This window comes from Embleya sp. NPDC020886 (assembly GCF_044333915.1).
Taxonomy (GTDB): Bacteria; Actinomycetota; Actinomycetes; order Streptomycetales; family Streptomycetaceae; genus Embleya.
In genome coordinates this window covers 139,226-158,753 of record NZ_JBIRRX010000016.1, presented here as the reverse complement: position 1 = coordinate 158,753, position 19,528 = coordinate 139,226, and the positions used below count along the sequence as shown (strand labels likewise).

The window sequence follows — 19,528 nt, the reverse complement described above, 5'->3', positions numbered from 1 at the left end:
CGCGGCACGCTACTCCCCCGGCCCGGACGGCTCGGACGGGGCGCCGGGGTCGACCGGGAGGGGTGGGCCGAAGCGGACGGGGACGCCGGGGGAGTACAACACGCTGTCCGGTGCGCCGCCGACCCCGGGCAGGCCCGCGGCCGCGACCAGGTCTTCGTCCAGGTGCAGCAACTCGGCGCGGCGCAGCGGCCAGCGCGGGTGTGCGTTGGGCAGGTAGAGGGTGCGGCCGGCGACTCGGGTGTGCAGGCCCCAGCGTGCGGTGAGGAAGTGTTCGAGCGGGCTCGGGTCGGTCACGGGTGCGCCGACGCGCACCTCGACCGTGCCGCCCCTGGGGGCGCCCTCCGGGCGATGTCGCCGCGTCGTGTAGCGCACCCGGTCGCCGGTGTGCTCGATGCGCATCCTGGCCCACCGGTACGGGAGTCGCAGCGTGGCCCGGGCGGTCAGCACCGGCAGCAGGCGGGCCGCCTCCAGCGAGCGGAACACCACGCCGCGCCGGCCGGCCCCGTCCACCGAGTACAGCCGCACGTTGGTCTCCGGGAAAGTGCCGAGCCACGGCACGCCCGGTAGCCGCAGGAAGGCGACGCCCACCATCCGGAACGGCACCAGGCCGACGTAGGTGACGCCGTCCAGGACGTCCGGCCGGATGCCCGCCGGGAGCAGTGGGGCGACCGCGGCGGGCGGCACGGCCCAGTGCAGGAAGGTGAGTTCGCTCCAGCGCTGGGTGAGCAGCACGTGCGAAATGCCGCGCGGGGACAACGGTGTGACGGTTTCGGTGCTCATCCGGTCATGGTGTCCCATCCCGCACGGCTGCGCGTCCGTTCCCGGGCTCGGTCGTTCGTGCCCGGGGACCGGGCGGGGCTGTGCGGGGTCCCGCGGGGTTGCGGGTCCGGGGCGGGCGAGCCGGTGTCTGGGCGGTGATCAGGGCCTCGCCGACGGGTGAGCGGTAGTACAGGACCGAGCGGCCGGAGCGGCGGCGCAGGACCAGGTTGGCGTCCAGCAGGATCTTGAGGTGGCGGCCGACCGAGCCGAGGCCCTGGCCGGTCAGCGCGACCAGTTGGGTGGTGCTCTTGGGGGTGTCCAGGCGGATCAACACGCCGGCCCGGGCCGGGCCGAGGAGGCGGGCCAGCGGGTCGGGGCCGGCCGGGCGGTGCGCGTCGGCCAGGGTGCCCGAGCAGGGGTAGACCACCGCGTAGTGCCGCTCCCCCGCCCAGGCCACCCAGCCGCGTCCGAGCGTGACCGGCACGAACGACAGGCGGGCGCCGCCGAGTTCGCGCGGCGGGTAGTCGTAGGTGTTGATCCGCAGTCGGCTCGCGCCCAGCCAGCGCATGCCCGGACGCAGGTCGTCCAGGGCCGCCGCCCAGCCGCCCCGGCCGAGTTGACCGGTGCGGGCGACGATGTCGGCCTCGATGATCCGCCGCCGCCGCGGCCAGTCCGGTCGGACCACCCGGGTCCACACCCAGTCCAGGATGTCCGCGGCGCGCGGGCCGAGTTCGGGGCCGTCCAGCGCGGCGGGCAGTGGACCGCCCATCGACACCTCCAGGTCGGCCCGGGCGTCCGGGTCCGACGTGGCCCGGATACCGGCCAGTTCCGCCGCGAAGGCCGCTTCGCCGATCGCCGGCGGGGGTGTGAGGAAGTCCGCGTTCCAACTGCCGCCGAAGCCGATCCGCAGCAGCAGTGCGGTGATCGGGTCCTCGGCCAGCCGAGCCCGGTAGGCGGGCAGGTGTGCGTCCAGCCAGATCCCCTCGCCGGGATGCGCGGCCGTACCGCGTTGCAGCGTCTTGAGCGTCGCGGTGACCTCGGCCAGCGGCGAGACCGCGAATCGGCTGCCGGCCAGGGTGTCCGCGTCGATCTGCCACCACCCCATGGTTTCGCCTCCCGGCGAAACAGTAACGCCCGCGCCCCGCCGGGCTCGAAGCTCTGGCCATGCGCACCTACCGAGAGCTCTTCCGCGCGCCGGAGTACACCCCGCTGTTCGCCGCGTCCTCCGCGCAACTGGCCGCAACCAACGTCGCCGGACTGGCGTTGGGCACCCTCGTCTACGACCGGACCGGTTCGCCGCTGCTGGCCGCGCTGGGCATGTTCGGCGGTTCGCTCGCGCAGGTGATCGGGGCGACCGCGCTGATGTCGGCGGCGGACCGGTTGCCGCCGCGGGCCGCGATGACGGTGATCGGGTTGATCTTCGCCGCGGGCACCGCCGCGGTGGCGATCCCGGGGCTGCCGCTGTGGGCGCTGTTCGCGATCGTGCTGGGCGAGGGCGCGGTGGCCGCGGTGGGCGGCGGCGTGCGCTACGGGTTGCTCAACGAGATCCTGCCCAGGGGCGGTTTCCTGCTCGGGCGGTCCGTGCTCAACATGAGCAACGGGGTGCTCCAGATCGTCGGCTTCTCGCTCGGCGCCGTGCTGGTCACCGTGTTGTCCGCGCGCGGCACGCTCCTGGTGGCCGCCGGGTTGTACCTGCTCGCGGCGATCGTGGCCCGATTCGGCCTGGCCCGGCGGGCGCCGCGGGCGGCCGGTCGGCCGTCGGTCGCCGAGACCTGGCGCAACAACACGGTGTTGTGGTCGGTCAAGCCGCGCCGCTACATCTATCTCGCGCTGTGGGTGCCCAACGGTCTGATCGTCGGCTGCGAGTCGTTGTTCATCCCGCTCGCGCCGGACCACGCGGGGCTGCTCTTCGCGTTCGCGGCCGTGGGCATGCTCGCCGGGGACGTGGTGGGCGGGCGGTTCGTGCCCGCGCCGTGGCGACGCCGGCTCGGGGCGCCGATGTTGCTGCTCCTGGCCACGCCGTACCTGTTGTTCGCGGTGCATCCGCCGCTGCCGTTCGCGCTGGGTGTGGTCGCGGTGGCGTCGATCGGCTATTCGGCGACGTTGTTGTTCCAGGAGCGGTTGATGGCGATGACGCCGGACGAGCTGAGCGGGCAGGCGCTGGGGCTGCACTCGTCGGGGATGGTCGCGATGCAGGGCATCGGCGCGTCGATCGCGGGCGGAATCGCCCAGGTCACCTCGCCGACGACGGCGATCACGGTGCTGGCCGCGGCGTCCGTCACGGTCACCCTGACCCTGGCGGCGGGGCTGCGGGCGCACCCGGCACCGGTGCTTCGGGAGGCGTGAGCGGGGGTGCGAAGCCCCGGTCGGGATGGGATCGGGTCGGGAGTGGGCGCTCCGGGCGATGTCGGTGCCGTTCGAGAGGATGTGCGCATGACCGACACCCCGGCGCCGGCCGCCGTTCTCGCCGACTTCGACGCGTACACCCAGGCCGTCGAGGCCGTGACCGCCGCCGCGCGGGCCTACTACGGCGGCGCCGACTCGACCGTGGACGACGACACGTACGACCGGTTGTTGCGCGGGATCGGCGCGTACGAGCAGGAGCACCCGGACCGGGTGCTCGCCGAATCGCCGGTCGGCAAGGTCGCGGCCGGCGCGCTGCCGGGCGGGGACGTGCCGCACACGGTGCCGATGCTCAGCCTGGACAACGTGTTCGACCCCGAGGGGCTCACCGCGTGGGCCGCGTCGCTGGAGCGCCGGATCAAGCGGCCGGTCGCGGCGCTGACGGTGGAGCCGAAGATGGACGGCCTGGCGGTGGCGGTGCGCTACCGCGACGGCCGACTGGACCGGCTGGTCACTCGCGGTGACGGCATCGCCGGCGAGGATGTCTCGCACGCGATCGGCACCATCGTCGGCCTGCCGGAGCGGTTGAGCGAGCCGGTGTCGATCGAGGTGCGTGGCGAAGTCCTGCTGACGGCCGAACAGTTCGAGACGGCCAACGAGATCCGCCGGGAGCACGGCGCGACCGTGTTCGCCAACCCGCGTGGTGGTGCGGCCGGCACGCTGCGGGCCAAGGATCGGCCGTATGTGATCCCGATGACCTTCTTCGGCTATGTCGCGCTGCCTCTGGCGGACGACGAGAGCACGTTCGCCGAGGAGTTGCGGACGGCCGACCACTCCGCGGTGATGGCCCGGGTCGAGGCGCTCGGCGTGCTCACCACCGGGCGCACCTCGGCACGGCTGCGGGTGTGTACGAGCATCGAGGAGGTGCAGGCCGCGGTCGACGAGATCGCCGCGGCGCGGGCCGAATTGCCGTTCGGCATCGACGGCGTGGTGATCAAGGCCGACGCGGCGCTCGACCAGGCCGACGCGGGCAGCGGAACCCGCGCGCCGCGCTGGGCGATCGCGTACAAGCTGGCCGCCGTGCACAAGATCACCCGACTCACCGGCGTGGACTGGGCGGTGGGCCGCACCGGCGTGATCGCGCCGCGCGCGATCCTGGACCCGGTGGAGATCGACGGCAGCATCGTCGGCTTCGCCACACTGCACAACCCGGCCGACATCGAGCGGCGCGGGCTGATGATCGGCGATCAGGTCAGCGTCTACAAGGCCGGCGACATCATCCCGCGCGTCGAGGCGCCGCTGGTGCACCTGCGCACCGGCGCCGAGACGCCGATCGAGTTTCCGACCGAATGCCCGCAGTGCGGCGGCGAGTTGGACACCACCCAGCAGCGTTGGCGGTGCACGCAGGGCCGCGCGTGTGGTCTCCAGGCCGGGATCCTGTACGCGGTGGGCCGCGACCAACTCGACATCGAGGGCATCGGCGGCCGGATCGTCGCCCAGTTGATCGCCGCCGGCGCGGTCACCGACGTGGCCGACCTGTTCACGCTCACCCGCGAGCAGTTCCTGGCCCTGGACCGGGTGGACAAGATCGCCGACCGGCTGCTGGCAGGCATCGAGGAAGCCCGGGGGAAGCCGCTCAGCCGGGTGTTGTGCGCGCTCGGCGTACGGCTGACCGGTCGGTCGATGTCCCGGCGGATCGCCCGGCACTTCGGCACGATGGAGGCGATCCGCGCGGCGGACGTGGAGGCGATGGCACAGGTCGAGGGCATCGGCCCCGGCAAGGCGGCCGTGATCGTCGCCGAGTTGGTCGAACTGGCCGAGGTGATCGACAAGTTGGTCGCGGCCGGGGTGAACATGAGCGAGCCGGGGGCGGGGGCGGGCGCGAGCGAGCCGGCCGGCGCCGCTGCCGCCGAGCAGGCGGGTGACGCGGCGGCGGTCGAGGCCGGCCCGCTGACCGGGAAGTCGGTGGTGGTCACCGGTTCGATGACCGGGAAACTCGCCGCGCTGTCCCGCAACGAGATGAACGAACTGATCGAGCGCGCGGGCGGCATCGCGTCCTCGGCCGTGTCCGCGAAGACCGCCCTGGTGGTCGCCGGCGAGAAGGCGGGGGCGAAGCGCGCGAAGGCGGAGAAGCTCGGGGTGCAGATCATGGATCCGGAGGAATTCGCGCTCCTGGTGGGCGCGTTGCTGCCCGGCTGAGTGGCGGGGTGCGGCCGGCGACCGGAGGCCGAACCGGTCGCCGGCCGCACCCACCCAGGAGGTGTCCGGACGATCCATAGCAGATCGACAATCGCCCCGAGAGGGAAACGGGCGATATCGGTGTGCGACGCGTCGGACGCCGGCATCGTCGCGTTCGGGAGCCGGTGGTGGTCGAGCAGGTCCGCAACATGCGGAAACCCCTTGGCCGCACCACCCTTCGACGACGAATGGAGTCCCCCATGGTCGAGGCACATCCCCCGCGAATACCGCTGCCGTTCGCTCTCGACCGCAATCCGCACGCGCCCGATGCGGAATGCCGGCTGCTGGACTGGGCGCGACGGCACCACCTGCTCGACCGTCCCGGCGCCGAGAGGCGGCTGCTCGGGGCCCGACTCGGTGACCTCGCCGCCTACACCCACCCCGATGCCGCACCCGATCTGCTGTGCCTGTACGCGCAGTTCATCGCCTGGCAGTTCCTCACCCACGACCGCTACGCCGAACCCGAGGAACACCCCGCGCACCCGGGCGAGCACCTGATCGACCAGATCGAGTCGGTCTTCCACACCGGCCGGGCGGAGTCGACCGCGGCGGCGATGGCGCACGCCCTCGCGGAGGTGCTGGGGCGGGTCTATCCGGCGATGAGCGCACAGTGGCGGGAGCGCTTCGTCACCGAGTCCGTACAGACGCTGCATCGGGTGGCCCACCCACCGGCGGGCGCGGTGCCCGCGGCCCGGGAACACGCGTGTGGCGTGGACGCGTACATCCGCTATCGGCGGCTGGCCGGGGGCCAGTTCCCGTGCCTGTTGCTCGACGAGTTCATCGCGGGCGGCGAGCTTCCGACGGCGCTCCGGGACGGCGCGGCATACGACGACATCCGCAACGCCGAGGCGGACGTGGTGTCCTGGACCAGCGACTACTACGCGTCCCGGGACAGTGCCGGACCGGACTCGCCGGCCGACCTGGTCGGTGTGCTGGCGTACACCGAGCATGTCGGGCGCGAGCACGCGGAGGCGGCGGTGGCGATTCGGATCCAGGATCGGGTGGCCGACTTCATGACGGCCCGGCGCGCCCTCCAGGGCGGCCTCGGCGGTGCGGCCTCGACCGATCCGGACACCGAACTCCTGCTGCGGCGCTGCGTTTCGGCGATGCACCACCGGATGGCCGGCACGGAGGCGTGGGCATGGGAGAACGTCCGCAGCGTCGCCCGCCGCCCCGGGGCCGGCCGGGGACGCATCGTCGGGGGCGGGCTGCCCGTGCCGGAATACGTCGCGGACCTGCTCGACGTGCGCGGCCGGCCACGCGGTTGGGACGGCGGCGCCGCAGGCCATCGTTGGCCGTGATCGGCCCGATGGTCGGCCGATTCGACCTCGTCCGTCGGATGGGTGGGTGGGCGATCGGCCCGGGTCAGCCGGGCCGGGACGGGAAGAGGTCGAGGCGGTGGGCCAGGGCGGCGGCCTCGGTGCGGGAGCCGACGTCGAGTTTGGCCAGGATGTTGGAGACGTGGGCGCCGGCGGTCTTCGTCGCGATGAAGAGCCGTTCGGCGATCGGGCGATTGCCCAGGCCCTGGGCGACCAGCGCCAACACCTCGAACTCGCGGGCGGTCAGGCCGAGTCGGCCGCGCGCGTCGACCGATTCGGGTGCGGCGGGGCCCGGCTCCGGGGTCAGGTTCAACCGGCCGCGTCGGGCCAGTTGCTCGAACTGCACGCGCAGCGGGTGGGCGCCGAGTCGGTCGGCCAGCGGGTGGCCCTCGCGGGCGTACGCGGTGGCCGACTCCCGGTCGCCGGTCGTCAGGGCATCCGCCGCGCTGCCCAGGAGCGCGTCGGCGAGCGCGTACGGCTGCTCGATCGCCCGCCAGGCCGCGACCGCGTCGGACCACGAGCCGAGGCCGGCCTCGGCCTCGAAGGTGCGGCGGTGCGCGTACTGGACCCGGCCCGACGTCGGCAGTTCGCGGCCGAGCGCGAGCAGTTCGGCCAGTCGCGCGTCGATCGCGGCGCGCCCGGACGGATCGCGGACGGCCTGCGCGCGGCGAAGTCGTTGCACGCGCCACGCCACCACGAGCAGCGGCCACCCGTAGCGCCGGCTGCGGGTGAGGTCGTGCTCGGTCAACACGTGGTCGAGTACCCGGTGGGCCTCGGCCAGGTCGCCGCGCGCGTACCCGAGTCGGCAGGCCAGTACGTCCGGTTCCAGGCAGGTCTCCTGCGTATGCGGCGACCCCAGTGCGTCCCGGGCCTCGCGCAGCGCGTCCGCGGCGACGTCGTGGGCGCCGCCGGCCGCCGCCGGTTCGGCCCGCACGACGCACAACCAGGCCCGATACACCGGCGGCGGATCCAGCGCGATGGCGTCGGTCAGGATCTCCACCGCCTCGCTCCAGTGGCCGAGCGCGACCAGCGGTTCGGCCAGGTTCGCGGCCAGCAGCGTGCCGCGCGAGCGGGCCAGGCCCAGGGTGCGCGCGGTGGCCATGCCGCGGCGGGCCACCTCGGCGGCGGCCCGATGTTCCCCCGCGGCCTGGAGCGCGTCGGCCTGCCCGGCGAGCGCGGCGAGCAGATCGTCGTCGCACCCCTCGGCACGGGCGATCCGCGCGGCCTGCTCGTACAGCTCGACCGCCGCCGCCACCTCGCCCGTTCGCGCGGTCAGCATCGCCGACGTGGTCAACGCGCGGGCCCGCACCGAGCCGTCGGCGAGCGCCTCGCCGAGCCGCAACGCGTCCCGGGCGTGCTCGCGCGCGACCTCGTCCCGGCCCCGGGCCGCGAGGGTGTCGGCGAGGGACGCGAGCAGCCGACCTCGGATCGGGCCGGGCCGGTCGGCGGGTGTCAGGCGTAGCGCGCGTTCCAGGTCGGGCAGTGCGTCCCGGCCGGTGCGCGCGCGGGCGGCGGCTCGGCTCGCCAGGGCCCGCGCGGTGCGTTCGGGCTCCCGCGCGGGGTCCAAGTCGCGCAGGGCGGCGGTCAGGAGCTGCTCGGCCCGATCGGCCGCGCCGCCGTGCACGGCCGCGTCGGCGGCGAGTTCGAGCACCCCGATCCGGTCCGTGCCCAGTTCGCCGGCCGGATCCGGCACCGCGTCCCACAGGTCCAGGACACGTTCCGACATGGCCAGCCGCTCCGCGTAGGCGTAGGCCGTGCCGGCGGCGACCGCCGCGTGCCAGGCGGGCGCGAAGGCCCGGGCCCGGTCGCCGGCCGCGTACCGGTGCGCGGCGAGTTCGGCGGCGGCGCGGCCTTCGGGGGCCAACGCCGGTTCCGCGGCCAGTACCCGCGCGCACCGTGTGTGCAGCCGGATGCGCTCCCCGGGCAGCAGGTCGCCGTACACCGCGTCGCGAATCAGCGTGTGCCGGAAGGCGTATCCGTCGCCGGTGGCGATCAGCAGGCGCGCGTCGACCACCGGGCGCAGCGCGTCCTCCAGCGCGACCTCGTCGAACTCGGTGACCGTGCGCAGGAGCGCGTGACCGAGCGTGCTGCCGGCGACGGCGGCGGCACGCAACACCCGCCGACCCGGGTCCGGGATCGAGCGCACCTCCGCCAGCAGCAACTCCCGCAGCGGGGCCGGGGTTTGCGCGTCGGTACCGGCGAGGGCCTCGACGAACAGCGGGTTGCCCTCGCTGCGGCGGAACACCCGTTCCAGATGCCGGGGGTCGGGCACCCGGCCGATCAGGTCGGCGAGTTGGCGGGCCACGTCGGCACGGGCGAGCGGGGCCAGGTCGAGGGTCTCGGTGTTGGCGAGGCGGGCGAGCAGCGCGGGGAGCGCGGCGAACGGCGCGTCGGCGTGCGGGGCGAGCGGACGGTGGGTACCCAGGAGGAGTACGCCGGGCTGGTCGAGATTGCGGGCCAGGAACGCGAGCAGCTCACAGGTGGACCGATCGGCCCAGTGCAGGTCTTCCAGAACGAGCAGCAACGGCCTTCCCTCGGCGGCGCGTTCGAGCAGGATCAGCACCTCCTCGAAAAGCCGGGCCCGACCGAGATCGGGGTCGACCTCGGGGGTCGGCTCGCCCAACTCGGGCAACAACCGGGCCAGTCCGCGTCGGCCGCCGGACGGGAGCAGCGCGGCGGCGGCCGACGTGCCGAGATCACGGGTCAACCTGCGCAGCACAGTCACGAAGGGGCCGAAGGGCAGGTTGTCCGGCCCCATGTCGAGGCAGCCGCCGCGCAACACCCGGGCCCGGGAGGACCCGAGGCCGGCGGCGAACTCCGCGACCAGCCGCGACTTGCCCAGTCCCGCGTCCCCGCGCACGAGCAGCACCCCGGCGCCTTCCGCGCCCACCCGCAGCCAGGCCCGCGCCAGCACGGCCGACTCCCGCTCGCGCCCGACCAGCGCCGCCGCACACCCCTCGTCCGTGTCCACGGGGCAAGCATGGCAGCCCCGCGTGGGCGGCCCGGGCGCGGACGCGCCACGAAGCACACCGGTCGACTCGGGGTGGGGAGGGGGTGCTCGGGCGGCGATATGGGGAGGTCGGCCGGGGCGGATCGGGGAGTTTGCCCGATGTGCGGCGGGCCGCCGGCAGGCGAGGGTGGGCGGTGTTCGAACGGGTCGATTCCGGGAGGGGTTTGCATGGATGCGGGGTCGCGGGTGTCGGTCGACGGTGGGGTGGCGCGGGGGATTCTCGGGCGCTCGATGGTGGCGACCATCGTCACCGCGTGCGGTGCGATGGCGAGTTTCTACCTGTTGTTGTCGGTGGTCCCGTTGTACGTGGCACAGGGCTCGCCCGGTTCGGCCGGGGCGGCCGGTCTGGTCACCGGCGCGCTGATGGCGTCCACCGTGGCGGCCGAACTCGCGGTGCCGGCGCTGCTGGCCCGGTTCGGGTATCGCACGGTGTTCGTGCTCGGGCTGTTGTTGCTGGGGTTGCCGACGATGGCCCTGGCGGTGTCCGCGTCGTTGCCCCTGGTGGTCGGGGTCTGTGTGTTGCGTGGTGGTGGGCTCGGCATTCTGATGGTGGTGGGTACCGCGTTGGCGGCGGAGTTGGTGCCGCCGGAACGACGGGGCGAGGGCCTGGGGCTGTATGGCGCGGCGGTCGGCGTGCCCGCGATCCTGGGTCTGCCGGCGGGGCTGTGGCTGAGCGAACACGTGGGCTACACCTGGGTGTTCGCGTTGGCGACGGTGTTGTCACTGGCTGCGGTGGGCAGTGCCCTCGCGTTGCCGACGAATCGGCCGGCGGTCTCGACGGCGCGGGGCGGGGTGTTGGGCGGCCTGCGGATCGGCGGCTTGGCCCGGCCGGCGATCACCTTCGCGGCGTGCACGTTCGCGGCGGGGGTGATCGTGACCTTCCTGCCGTTGGCGGCCTCGTCACGGGAGTTGCCGTTGATCACGGCGGCGCTGTTGGTGCAGTCCGGGGCCACCCCGATGGCGCGCTGGTGGGCCGGGTGGTTCGGCGATCGGCACGGGCACGCGCGGCTGTTCGCGCCCTCGATCGCGGCCACCGCGCTGGGCACCGCGTTGTTGGCCCGTCCGGGCGCACCGGTCGCCGTCCTGGTCGGCGCGGCGGTGTTCGGGTCGGGTTTCGGCGTGGCGCAGAACGTGACCCAGTCGCTGATGTTCGCGCGCGTCCCGGAACGCGAGTTCGGCCGGGTCAGCGCGCTGTGGAACCTCGCGTTCGACGCGGGCATGGGGATCGGCGCGGTCGGCTTCGGCGTGCTGATCGGCGCGGCGGGCTACCCGGTGGGCTTCCTGGGCACCGCCGCCCTCGTCCTGGCCGGTCTGGTCCTGGTCGCGGTGGACCGGCGCGGTCCCGCCGACGCCCCGCGACCGTCGCCCGCGCCGTGTCCCCCGGCGTGCGGTGTGGGACAGGGGCGCGAGTCGAGGGACGCCGGCGCGTAACGCCGCCGGTGTCGGGTAGTGTTGCCGCCGCGCCCAACCCTGGGCGGACCGGGTTCGAGTTCGAGGAGGTGGCACCGATTACCGCTGTTTCAGGTCGGGTGCTCTCCTTCCACGACCGTGCGGTCCACTTGGCATAGGTGAGTCCGCGAGAGCACCCTTCGGCATCCGAAAGGCTCTCATGTCGATTCCCGCATCGCCCGGCCGCACCTCCGCGATCGTCTCCAGGCTTCGTACCGCCGGTTGTGTGTTCGCCGAGGACGAGGCCGAACTGCTCGTCGCCGGCGCGACCGACCCGGCCGAACTCACCGTCATGGTGGATCGCCGCGTCGCCGGTCTGCCCCTGGAACACGTGCTCGGTTGGGCCGAGTTCCGCGGTCTGCGGATCGCCGTCGACCCCGGGGTGTTCGTCCCGCGGCGGCGCACGGAGTTCCTGGTCGGGCAGGCCGTCGCGGCGGCGCGTCCCGGAGCCGTCGTGGTCGACCTGTGCTGCGGCTCGGGCGCGCTGGGCGCGGCCCTGGTCGCCGAGGTGGACCGGGTCGAGTTGTACGCCGCCGACATCGACCCGGCGGCGGTGCGCTGCGCGCGGCGCAACATCGCCGCCGACCGGGTCTTCGAGGGCGACCTCTTCGCACCGCTGCCCGCATCGTTGCGCGGGCGGATCGACGTACTGGTCGCCAACACGCCCTACGTGCCGACCGAGGAGCTGCAACTGCTGCCCTCGGAGGCCCGGATCCACGAACCCCGGGTGGCCCTCGACGGCGGCGCCGACGGGTTGGACATCCAGCGCCGGGTCACCGCGGCGGCGCCGCACTGGCTCGCCCCCGGCGGCCGACTGCTGGTCGAGACGAGCGAGCGCCAGGCACCGCAGGCGATGGCGGTCTTTCGCGACGCGGGTCTGCTTCCGCAGGTCGTCGAGTCCGAGGAGTGGTACGCCACCGTGGTGATCGGCACCCGGCCCATCGCCTAGACCGGGCGGCCGGGAGCGCACGTCTCCCCGCTCCCGGCCGCGCCGTCCGCCGTCGGCGGCCTACTCCGGGTCGTCGAGCGGGCAGTCCATGCCGGTGTCGATCTCCTCGACCTCCGCGTCGGCGTCCGGGTGCTCCCCCGCCGCAGCCGCCCGCGCGCTCGCGCAGACCACGCCCAGGCCGTCCTGGATCGCGCGCCCGATCTCGGCCAGCGCGGCCACCTGGGCCGGGGTCAGCACCCGGAACAGGTACTGCCGCACCGTGGCCGCGTGGGTCGGCTCGGCCGCCCCCAGCGCGGCCAGGCCCTCGTCGGTCAGATGCGCGACCCAGCCCCGGCGGTCCCCCTCGACCGGGCGACGGGAGACCCAGCCGGACTTCTCCAGCGCGGTCACCGCGTGGGAGACCCGGCTGGTCGAGGACAACGACGCGGCGGCCAGCTCGCTCATCCGCATCCGCCGATCCGGCGACTCGGCGAGCAGGCCCAGGATCTCGAAGTACGTCATCGGCATGCCCGTCTCGCGGCGCATCCGCCGGTCCAGATGGGCCGCGAGTTCCCTGGTCCCGGTGAAGTACGACCGCCAGATCTCTTGCTCGGAGGCGGTCAGCGGAGCGTCGTCGTTCATGACGCCAGCATAAGGGTTGTTGAAGGATCAACTTGTGGGTGCTATGTTTCTGAGCGTTCAACAACCACCGGGCACCCCACCGCACGGCATACCGCCGCACACCGCTGCGCACCCACCCAAGGAGCTCCCCATGACCACCTCCGTCGAGACCATCCCCGGCTACGTCGCAGGCGCCTGGACCATCGACCAGGTCCACTCGGACGTCTCGTTCTCCGTTCGCCACCTGGGCGTGGCCAAGGTCCGCGGTCGCTTCGACGACTTCGCCGGCTCGATCGTCACCGCCGAGAACCCGCTCGAGTCCTCGGTCACCGCCACCATCGAGACCGCCTCGGTCAACAGCAACAACAAGATGCGCGACGACCACATCCGCAACGAGGACTTCCTCGACACGGACACGTTCCCGCAGCTCACCTTCGTATCCACCGGCATCCGCGCCGAGTCCTCGGTGGTCTACCTGGTCGACGGCGAACTCACGCTGCGCGGCGTGACCAAGCAGGTCACCCTCGAACTCGAACTCAACGGCTTCGGCACCGGCTTCGACGGCAGCCCGGTCGCGGGCTTCACCGCCACCACCGAGATCAGCCGCGGCGACTTCGGCGTCACCGGCGGCCCGGCCGGCGCGGCGGTCGGCGACAAGATCACCATCGTCCTGGAGATCGAGGCCAAGCAGGCGTGACCCCCGCGTGCGCCCCGGCTCCGGTCCGCCGACGCCCCGACTCCGGTCGGACGTCGGCGGACCGTTGCGTTGTCGGGGTCCGCCCACACGCTTCGCAGTGCCGCGCGAGACCGGTTGACCTCAAGTTTCCTTGAAGTTCCATACTCCTCTCCAGGGGGCGCTCGGTCCTCGGCAACAACCTCTGGCAACGGGAGAGTTCCAATGAGCACCGAATCGGCCGACCTCGCCGCCATCCGGCTACTCGTCGCGGATGCCGTGCGGCTCCAGAACGACGTCGACACGTTCATCCCGCTGCACACCGCACACGTGAACATCGTCAACTTCGGCGGCCGGCGGGTCTCGGGCCGGGACACGCTGACCGAGGCGATGCGCGGGGCGATGGCCTCGCCGCTGGCCGATGTGGCCACCACCGCCGAGATCCAGGACGTGCACTTCGTGCGCCCGGACGTGGCGATCGTGGCGTGCCTCAAGCGGGTCTTCGACCGGCGCGAGGATGTCGACCGCGAGGATTCGGCGACCCCCGCCCTGCCCGCGTCCTCCGGGCAACTCACCTATGTCATGGTCAAGGAGGACGACGGCTGGCGCATCGCGTCGGCCCAGACGACGCCGATCCTGAGCTGAGGAACCCCGATGGCATCCACCGAGGACATCGTTCGACTGGTCCGCGACACGCTCGGCGCGGAGCAGATCGTCGGCGCCTACCTGCACGGCTCCGCGGTGCTCGGTGGACTGCGGCCACGCAGTGACGTGGACGTGCTGGTCGTCGTCCGCCGGGCCACCACGGCCGTGCGGCGACGGGCACTGGTCGAGGGCCTGCTCGCGATCTCCGGCGAGCGGGCCCTCGGCGGCCCCGCCCGGCCCGTGGAGTTGACCGTGGTCGTGCAATCCGAGGTCCGGCCGTGGCGCTATCCGCCGCGCTGCGAGTTCCAGTACGGCGAATGGCTGCGCACCGAGTACGAGCGCGGCACGACACCGGCGCCGGAGCCGAGCCCGGACCTGGCACCGCTGCTCACGATGGTGTTGCTCGGCCGGGCCGCCCTGGTGGGACCGCCACCGGACGAGGTGCTCGACCCGGTCCCGCACGCGGACCTGCGGCGCGCGATCGTGGCCGGCGTACCGGAGTTGCTCGCCGAGGCGGAGACCGACACCCGCAACGTGCTGCTCACCCTGGCACGGATCCGGACGACGCTGGAGACCGGGACGATCCACTCCAAGGACGCCGCGGCCGATTGGGTGCTCGCACGGCTGCCGGTCGAGCATCGGCCCGTGCTCGCTCGCGCGCGGGCCGGCTATCTCGGCGCCGAGGACGAGGACTGGCAGGAGTGGTTGCCGCAGGTACGGGCGCACACCGCGTACGTCGCGGCGGCGATCGCGCGGACGGCCGCGCGCGAGGGGCCTGACCTCGGGCAGTAGGCTCGGGCGATCCCGCTCGAACGAGTGAGCGGGCACGGTCGGCCACGAAGGGCGGAACACGTGTCGAAGGCGAGCTTCTCCGGGGTCCATCACGTCGCGCTGAACGTCCGCGACCTGGACGCGTCGATCCGGTGGTACTCCGAAGTCCTGGATTTCGTACCGGTGTTCCCGTGGGACACGGACGACTTCGACCGGCGGATCATGCGCCACCCCGGCGGTGTGGTGATCGCGCTCACCCGGCACCGGCACGCCGACGCCGGCGCGGCGTTCAACGAACGCACGACCGGCCTCGACCACCTGGCCTTCACGGTGGACACCCGCGCCGAGCTGGAGGCGTGGGAGGCCCGGCTGACCGAGGCCGGCGTCACCCACTCGGGAATCCGGGTCACCCCCTCGACCGGCTTCACCCTGATCGCCTTCCGCGACCCGAACGACATCCAGTTGGAGATGTACCTCGCGTAGCCCCCGGGAGTAGCGCGGGCGCGGCTGGGGTGCGGGTGCGGTCCGGGTGCCGGTGTGGTCAGTCGGTCGGTGTCTCCGTCGCCTGCTCGGCTGCCGGCTCGGCTGCGTGGTCGGCCGCCGGCTCCGTCCCGGGCTCGGTGGGCGCGTCGGGTGCCAGGTGGCGGGCGAAGAAGGTCTCGATGCGTTGCCACGCGTCGGCGGCGGCGACCGGTTCGGGGCCGATGCCCAGGATGCGGCGCAGCACCGGGCGCAGCAGCGGCGCCGCGTTGTCGGCCTCGTTGAGGAACGAGTGGCCCGCGTCCGGATACAGCTCGACGTCGTGCTCGACGCCGGCGCGACGCAGCGCCGCCTCCAGCTTGACGGCGGCGCCGCCGAAGGCCTTGTCCCGGCCGCCGTACGAGGCGACGATCGGGCACGCGCCGCGCAGCGCGACGTCCGGATCGCGGGGCAACTGGGCGTAGTTGGCCGCCGCCACGTCATAGGTGCCCTGCCCGGCGAGCACCAGCGCGAAGCCGCCGCCCATGCAGAAGCCGATCACCCCGATCCGGCCGGTGCACTCCGTCGCGGCCGACAACCACTGCCGGGCCGCCTCGATGTCGGCGTACGGCCGACCGCGCCCGGTCGATACCGCGCGCATCATCGAGATCAGGCATCGGTTCGGGCTGCGACCGTGATAGAGGTCCGGCATCAGCGCCAGGTAGCCGGTCTCGGCCATCCGGTCCGCGTGCCGGCGGTTGACCGCGTCCGGGCCCGTGCCCTCGTACAGGACGACCACACCCGGCCACGGGCCCTTGCCCTTCGGGCGGGCGAGATAGCCGGTGAGTCCCCGGCCCGTCTCGTCACGAAGCAACATCGCCGACAGATCAACGGTTTCGCCCATGGCGACGACCGTAGGCGATGCCGGCGTGCCGCGGCAGAGGCTTTCCCGTCACGCCACCCACGCGTGGTGTCGGTGTCGGCGTCGGCGTCGGTGGAGCCGAGGCGGGTCGGCGATCGACGCCCCGGCTCAACCCGCCGTGGACGCGGTCTCGGGCGCCGTCTTCGCCGCCGCCCCCGCAGCGGACGCGTTCGCGCGCGGTGCTCGGATGCCGAGCACCGCGCAGGCCGCCGCCACCGACGGGGCGACCAACGGCCGCAGGTCCTCGTACCCCTCCAGCGCCGCCAGCGGAACGGTCAGCGCCGCCAACGCCGCGATCGCGCGCACGTCGCCGGCCGAGTCGTGCGCGCTCCCACGGGCCAGCGCCTGCTGGGTGCGCTGTCGACACACCATCACCCGCTCGCCCAGCACCGGCTGGGTCTTGAAGGTCCGGTCGAACATGAGGATGATCAGCCGGCGGCGATCGGCCGCGTACAACTCGCCCATCGCGAGCAACAACTCGCGGGTGGCCGCAGGGGAGAAGGACTGGCCCTCGGCCCGGTCCAGGATCGCCTCCAGCTCGACGATGGCCGGCTCGACCAGGTCGGCGAGGATCTCTTCCTTGGTCCGGAAGTAGTAGTACAGGGCCGCCTTGGTCACGCCCATCGTGTCGGCGATGTCCTGGAGCGTGGTGGCGCCGTAGGTCTTCTCTGCGAACAGGGTCGACGCGGTCTCGCGGACCCTGCGCCGGGTGTCGCCTCGTTGGCCGGTCACGTGCGACTCCTTCCCCACTGCAGGCGCTGCGTGTGCCGTCCGACGCCTATATCTACTGTACGGCCAGTAGAAAGTACGCCCTACGTAGTACGTGTGTCCACACCTTCGGAAGGACATACGTGGGGCTTGCGGCCCGGCATAATTTCTACTGTCCGGCTAGTAGAACAGCTCGGCCGTTCGGGCATGTGACCAGCTCACAACTGCCATACCTCTGCTTGCGCCTGCCCATACCCGACCGCTCCACACCCATTTCGGATCCCACCCGGTGCCGGCGACACGTGTCGCCCCGGGGCGATCCCGCACGTCCTGCCCTCACGTCCCGACTCGCACGAGCCTGGAGACTCCTTCATGGCCACATTCCTGTACCGACTCGGTCGGGCCGCCTTCCGGCGGCGACGCCTGGTCGTCCTGCTCTGGGTGGCGATCCTCGCCCTGGTCGGATTCGGCGCCTCGACGGCGTCCTCCCCGGCTGCCAAACCCTTCTCGGTTCCCGGCATCGAGGCGCAGAAGGCCGTCGACCTGCTGGAGGCCCGCACGCCCGAGGCCGCCGCCGGCGGTGCCAGCGCGCGGATCGTCTTCCGCGCGCCCGCCGGCCAGCAGATCGACTCCGCCAAGAACAAGGCGGCCGTCCTACAGGTGGTCGGCGCGCTCAAGGGCACCGACCAGGTGGCCAGTGCCGCCGACCCGTTCGAGGCGGGCACGGTCAGCAAGGACCACACCACCGCGTATGCGGCCGTGGCCTACCAGGACCCGGCCGACACGCTGCACGACAAGACCCGCGACACGCTCACGCACGCGGCCCAGCAGGGACGCGCGGCCGGCCTGACCGTCGAGGTCGGCGGCGACGCGCTCCAGGACGATTCCGGCCCGGGCAACGGCGAGATCGTCGGCGTCCTGATCGCGGCCGTGGTCCTGGCGATCACCTTCGGCGCGATGATCGCGGCGGGTCTGCCGCTGCTCACCGCGCTGCTGGGGGTCGCGGTCGGCGTCGGCAGCATCACCGCCCTCGCGGGTGTGTTCGACCTCTCCCCCACCACCTCGACCCTGGCGATGATGCTCGGCCTGGCGGTCGGCATCGACTACGCGCTGTTCGTGGTCTCGCGCTATCGCAGCGAGTTGACCCTGGGCCGCGAACCCGAGGACGCCGCCGGCCGGGCGGTGGGCACCGCGGGTTCGGCGGTGGTCTTCGCCGGCCTCACGGTGGTGGTCGCGCTGGCCGGTCTGGCCGTGGTCAACATCCCGATGTTGACCGAGATGGGCCTGGCCGCGGCCGGCACCGTCGCGGTCGCGGTACTGGTCGCACTGACCTTCGTGCCGGCCATCCTGGGCTTCGCGGGCAAGCGCATATTCGGCCGCAAGGACCGCAAGCGCTTCGCCCAGCGCGACGCCGAGATCGCCGCCGGCGGCACCGGCCACCGACGGGGCTCGGAGAAGCCGAACATGGGCACCCGGTGGGCGCGGTTCGTGCTGCGCCGTCCGGTCAAGGTGCTGGTGGTCGCGGTACTGGGTCTGGGCGCGCTGGCGCTGCCCGCCGCGAGCATGGAGCTGGGCCTGCCGGACGACAGCGTGAAGTCGACCGACACCACCCAGCGTCGTGGCTACGACCTGCTGACCGAGAGCTTCGGCCCCGGCTTCAACGGGCCGCTCCTGGTCGTGGTGGACGCCGCGAAGAACAACAACGGCAGGGCCGCGGCGGCCGAGGTCACCAACGCGCTGGGCAAGGTCAAGGGCATCGCCTCGATCGCTCCCGCCACCTTCAACAAGGCGGAGAACACGGCGATCATCGAGATCACGCCGAGTTCGAAGCCGAGCAGCAACGCCACCAAGGACCTGGTGCACGCGATCCGCGCCACGGCGGACCAGACCAAGGCCCGCACCGGTGCCGAGACGCTGGTCGGCGGCGGTCCGGCGCTGAACATCGACTTCTCGCAGCGTCTGAACGACGCGCTGCTGCCGTACCTGGCGTTGGTCGTCGGCCTCGCGATCCTGCTGCTGATGGCGGTGTTCCGGTCGGTCCTGGTGCCGCTCAAGGCGGCCGGCGGCTTCCTGCTCTCGGTGGTCGCCTCGCTCGGCGCGGTGGTCGCGGTGTTCCAGTGGGGCTGGTTCGGCAGCCTGATCGGGGTGGACCAGACCGGGCCGATCATGAGCATGATGCCGATCTTCCTGGTGGGCATCGTGTTCGGACTCGCGATGGACTACGAGGTCTTCCTGGTCACCGGGATGCGCGAGGCGTACGTGCACGGCGAGAGCCCGAGGCAGGCCGTGGTCAGCGGGTTCAAGCACGGTGCGCGGGTGGTCACGGCCGCCGCGTTGATCATGATCGGGGTGTTCGCCGGCTTCATCGGGGCGCCCGATTCGATGGTCAAGATGATCGGCTTCGGTCTCGCCTCCGCCGTCCTGTTCGACGCGTTCGTGGTCCGGATGACGATCGTGCCGGCCGTACTGGCGCTGCTCGGCAAGTCCGCGTGGTGGCTGCCGGCGTGGCTGAACAAGCTCATCCCGAACGTGGACGTCGAGGGCGAGGGGCTGCGCAAGTACCTGGGCGACGATGCCGCCGCCGCGAAGGCGCAGGCGAACCCGTTCGACCCGACGGACCGCGGTGGGCGCGACGTCGACCCGGATCGGGACGCGGTTCGCGTCTGATCGCAACGCACGACCG

General features: G+C 72.9%; 16 protein-coding genes. 10 read left to right on the top strand and 6 right to left on the bottom strand.

The genetic code is table 11. The features are described from left to right. Positions 1-9: 9 nt before the first annotated feature. Positions 10-780 carry a YqjF family protein gene (locus tag ACH4U8_RS38175; protein ID WP_395782759.1) on the bottom strand — a complete coding sequence of 257 codons (771 nt, stop codon included), beginning with the start codon at positions 778-780 and terminating at the stop codon, positions 10-12. A 4-nt stretch (positions 781-784) separates the two neighbouring features. Then, positions 785-1,864, bottom strand: a complete 1,080-nt coding sequence (locus ACH4U8_RS38170; RefSeq protein WP_395782758.1) for an ArsR/SmtB family transcription factor — start codon at positions 1,862-1,864, stop codon at positions 785-787. 59 nt (positions 1,865-1,923) lie between these two features. Here ACH4U8_RS38170 and ACH4U8_RS38165 point away from each other — a divergent pair, with 59 nt between their 5' ends. The 3 genes from ACH4U8_RS38165 to ACH4U8_RS38155 all read left to right on the top strand — a co-directional run bounded on the left by ACH4U8_RS38165 (position 1,924) and on the right by ACH4U8_RS38155 (position 6,641). After that, positions 1,924-3,105 (top strand): MFS transporter, encoded by a 1,182-nt coding sequence (locus ACH4U8_RS38165; protein ID WP_395782757.1) that lies wholly within the window; start codon positions 1,924-1,926, stop codon positions 3,103-3,105. An 87-nt stretch (positions 3,106-3,192) separates the two neighbouring features. After that, complete coding sequence (gene ligA, locus ACH4U8_RS38160; RefSeq protein WP_395782756.1) at positions 3,193-5,301, top strand: NAD-dependent DNA ligase LigA; 2,109 nt, start codon at positions 3,193-3,195, stop codon at positions 5,299-5,301. Between the two features lie 239 nt (positions 5,302-5,540). Next, positions 5,541-6,641, top strand: a complete 1,101-nt coding sequence (locus ACH4U8_RS38155; RefSeq protein ID WP_395782755.1) for a hypothetical protein — start codon at positions 5,541-5,543, stop codon at positions 6,639-6,641. 64 nt (positions 6,642-6,705) lie between these two features. On the opposite strand, the gene ACH4U8_RS38150 is transcribed toward ACH4U8_RS38155, so the two are convergent. Beyond that, positions 6,706-9,630 (bottom strand): ATP-binding protein, encoded by a 2,925-nt coding sequence (locus ACH4U8_RS38150; protein ID WP_395782754.1) that lies wholly within the window; start codon positions 9,628-9,630, stop codon positions 6,706-6,708. A gap of 207 nt (positions 9,631-9,837) precedes the next feature. Between ACH4U8_RS38150 and ACH4U8_RS38145 the strand changes: the two genes are divergently transcribed. After that, complete coding sequence (locus ACH4U8_RS38145) at positions 9,838-11,100, top strand: MFS transporter (protein ID WP_395782753.1); 1,263 nt, start codon at positions 9,838-9,840, stop codon at positions 11,098-11,100. A gap of 178 nt (positions 11,101-11,278) precedes the next feature. Further along, a complete protein-coding gene (locus ACH4U8_RS38140; protein WP_395782752.1) occupies positions 11,279-12,067 on the top strand; it encodes a putative protein N(5)-glutamine methyltransferase in 789 nt (262 codons plus the stop codon). A 60-nt stretch (positions 12,068-12,127) separates the two neighbouring features. Here ACH4U8_RS38140 and ACH4U8_RS38135 read toward each other — a convergent pair whose 3' ends face one another. After that, the gene (locus ACH4U8_RS38135; RefSeq protein WP_395782751.1) at positions 12,128-12,688 is read right to left on the bottom strand and encodes a MarR family winged helix-turn-helix transcriptional regulator; all 561 of its coding nucleotides are present in this window, start codon (positions 12,686-12,688) and stop codon (positions 12,128-12,130) included. A 130-nt stretch (positions 12,689-12,818) separates the two neighbouring features. Between ACH4U8_RS38135 and ACH4U8_RS38130 the strand changes: the two genes are divergently transcribed. The 4 genes from ACH4U8_RS38130 to ACH4U8_RS38115 all read left to right on the top strand — a co-directional run bounded on the left by ACH4U8_RS38130 (position 12,819) and on the right by ACH4U8_RS38115 (position 15,239). Further along, positions 12,819-13,364: a YceI family protein gene (locus ACH4U8_RS38130; protein ID WP_395782750.1), complete on the top strand. Its 546-nt coding sequence runs from the start codon at positions 12,819-12,821 to the stop codon at positions 13,362-13,364. Between the two features lie 201 nt (positions 13,365-13,565). Further along, positions 13,566-13,985 (top strand): SgcJ/EcaC family oxidoreductase, encoded by a 420-nt coding sequence (locus tag ACH4U8_RS38125; RefSeq protein WP_395782749.1) that lies wholly within the window; start codon positions 13,566-13,568, stop codon positions 13,983-13,985. A gap of 9 nt (positions 13,986-13,994) precedes the next feature. Then, the gene (locus tag ACH4U8_RS38120) at positions 13,995-14,777 is read left to right on the top strand and encodes an aminoglycoside adenylyltransferase family protein (RefSeq protein WP_395782748.1); all 783 of its coding nucleotides are present in this window, start codon (positions 13,995-13,997) and stop codon (positions 14,775-14,777) included. Positions 14,778-14,837: 60 nt separating this feature from the next. Continuing rightward, positions 14,838-15,239 (top strand): VOC family protein, encoded by a 402-nt coding sequence (locus ACH4U8_RS38115; protein WP_395782747.1) that lies wholly within the window; start codon positions 14,838-14,840, stop codon positions 15,237-15,239. A gap of 58 nt (positions 15,240-15,297) precedes the next feature. On the opposite strand, the gene ACH4U8_RS38110 is transcribed toward ACH4U8_RS38115, so the two are convergent. Further along, positions 15,298-16,119, bottom strand: coding sequence for a dienelactone hydrolase family protein (locus ACH4U8_RS38110; RefSeq protein WP_395782746.1), 822 nt, complete (start codon positions 16,117-16,119; stop codon positions 15,298-15,300). A gap of 126 nt (positions 16,120-16,245) precedes the next feature. Further along, the gene (locus ACH4U8_RS38105; protein WP_360310762.1) at positions 16,246-16,869 is read right to left on the bottom strand and encodes a TetR/AcrR family transcriptional regulator; all 624 of its coding nucleotides are present in this window, start codon (positions 16,867-16,869) and stop codon (positions 16,246-16,248) included. Between the two features lie 348 nt (positions 16,870-17,217). Here ACH4U8_RS38105 and ACH4U8_RS38100 point away from each other — a divergent pair, with 348 nt between their 5' ends. Continuing rightward, positions 17,218-19,512, top strand: a complete 2,295-nt coding sequence (locus tag ACH4U8_RS38100; protein WP_360310760.1) for an MMPL family transporter — start codon at positions 17,218-17,220, stop codon at positions 19,510-19,512. Positions 19,513-19,528: the final 16 nt, after the last annotated feature.